General features: G+C 58.3%; 3 protein-coding genes. All 3 read left to right on the top strand.

From position 1 onward, the window contains the following. The first annotated feature begins 154 nt into the window (after positions 1 to 154). The 3 genes from JX325_RS17215 to JX325_RS17225 all read left to right on the top strand — a co-directional run bounded on the left by JX325_RS17215 (position 155) and on the right by JX325_RS17225 (position 1,114). On the top strand, positions 155 to 484 hold the full coding sequence (locus JX325_RS17215) for a hypothetical protein (RefSeq protein ID WP_204792230.1): 330 nt from the start codon (positions 155 to 157) through the stop codon (positions 482 to 484). After that, positions 478 to 780, top strand: a complete 303-nt coding sequence (locus tag JX325_RS17220) for a hypothetical protein (protein WP_204792231.1) — start codon at positions 478 to 480, stop codon at positions 778 to 780. The genes JX325_RS17215 and JX325_RS17220 overlap by 7 nt, the downstream gene beginning before the upstream one ends. Positions 781 to 853: 73 nt before the next feature. Then, the gene (locus JX325_RS17225) at positions 854 to 1,114 is read left to right on the top strand and encodes a hypothetical protein (RefSeq protein ID WP_204792232.1); all 261 of its coding nucleotides are present in this window, start codon (positions 854 to 856) and stop codon (positions 1,112 to 1,114) included. Positions 1,115 to 1,209 lie beyond the last annotated feature (95 nt).

Raw genomic sequence — 1,209 nt, forward strand, 5'->3', positions numbered from 1 at the left:
CATCTACAGGTTAGAATAGAGCCGGGCGACTATAGGCGGCTTCGTATGCTGTGTGCGCTGCGTGGATGCACTCTGCAGGGATTTTTGCTGAAACTGATTTTGGACTGCCTGAAAAGTGCGCCGGAATTCCAGCCAGCTGGGGAGGAGGCAGAACATGGACGCCATTAAAAATCTTTGCGCTCCCATTCCGGCTGAGCTTCATACGCAGCTCCGTCAACGCCAGGAGGCATCCGGTCAGACCCTGGGCCAGTACATGACTTGGCTCATTACGAAATTTTACGAAGAGGAGGGGAAACCCATTATGAAAGGAAATCAGAGAACGGTCGCGTTCCAGGTATCGGAGGAACTGTTCGAGCGGTTCAAGGACTACCTCAAGAAGAACGGAATCAAGCAGAACGCCTTCTTCCGGGACTGCATCCAGAAGGCGCTGGTGGCGGAAGCTCCGACGGATGCATCTATCGGAGGGGAGGACGGCACATGCTGATGTGGACCAAAGACGAGCGCAGGAACAACCGGCGGGAGATCGTCTCCAGCAGTTATGTGGCCAGCGTCCCCTATCTGGGGCGGGTCAATATCCATCCCCACATCCACTCCCCCGGCGAGTGGTTCCTGACCTGCCAGTCCCTGCGGATCGAAAAACTCCCGCTGGGCAGCGTATCCCCGGAAGAGGCGGAACAGCTTGCGGAGGCGGAGCTGGTCAAGCACCTGGAGGGGCACATCGCCTGGTGCCGGAGCGCCTTGGCGGAACTGCGCGGCGAATCGGACACGGCCGCACCGTAAACCCAGATCAGAATGAGATACACAGAAGGCGGCGCACAGCCGCCTTCATTTTTGGGAGGCGAATAATATTATAATGTATATCTACCCCGACAATCTGAAAGCAAAGGCCAAGNTGTGGCTGTGGGAACTGCGGGACGTGGCGGTTATCGGCGCGGGGCTCCTGCTCTCCGTCCTGGCCCTGAGCCACGGCGCCGGGATGCTCCTGCTGGTGCTGACCGTCCTCTACGCCTTCCTCTCCATCCGCATGGAGGGCGCCAGCATCCTGGACTTCCTGCGCTGCGCCGTCTGCTTCTTATTCCTGCACCAGCAATACTATGAATGGGAGGAGTCCTGATCTTGAATCGAAAACAGAAAAAGGAGCTGCGGCGGCGTCTGTCCACCCGGCAGCTCATGGGCATCGACCAGCTCACCGAACACGGCCTGAAGACG

Origin of the sequence: Oscillibacter sp. CU971 (assembly GCF_905219725.1) — a bacterium.
In the GTDB taxonomy this organism is placed as follows: Bacteria; Bacillota; Clostridia; order Oscillospirales; family Oscillospiraceae; genus Oscillibacter.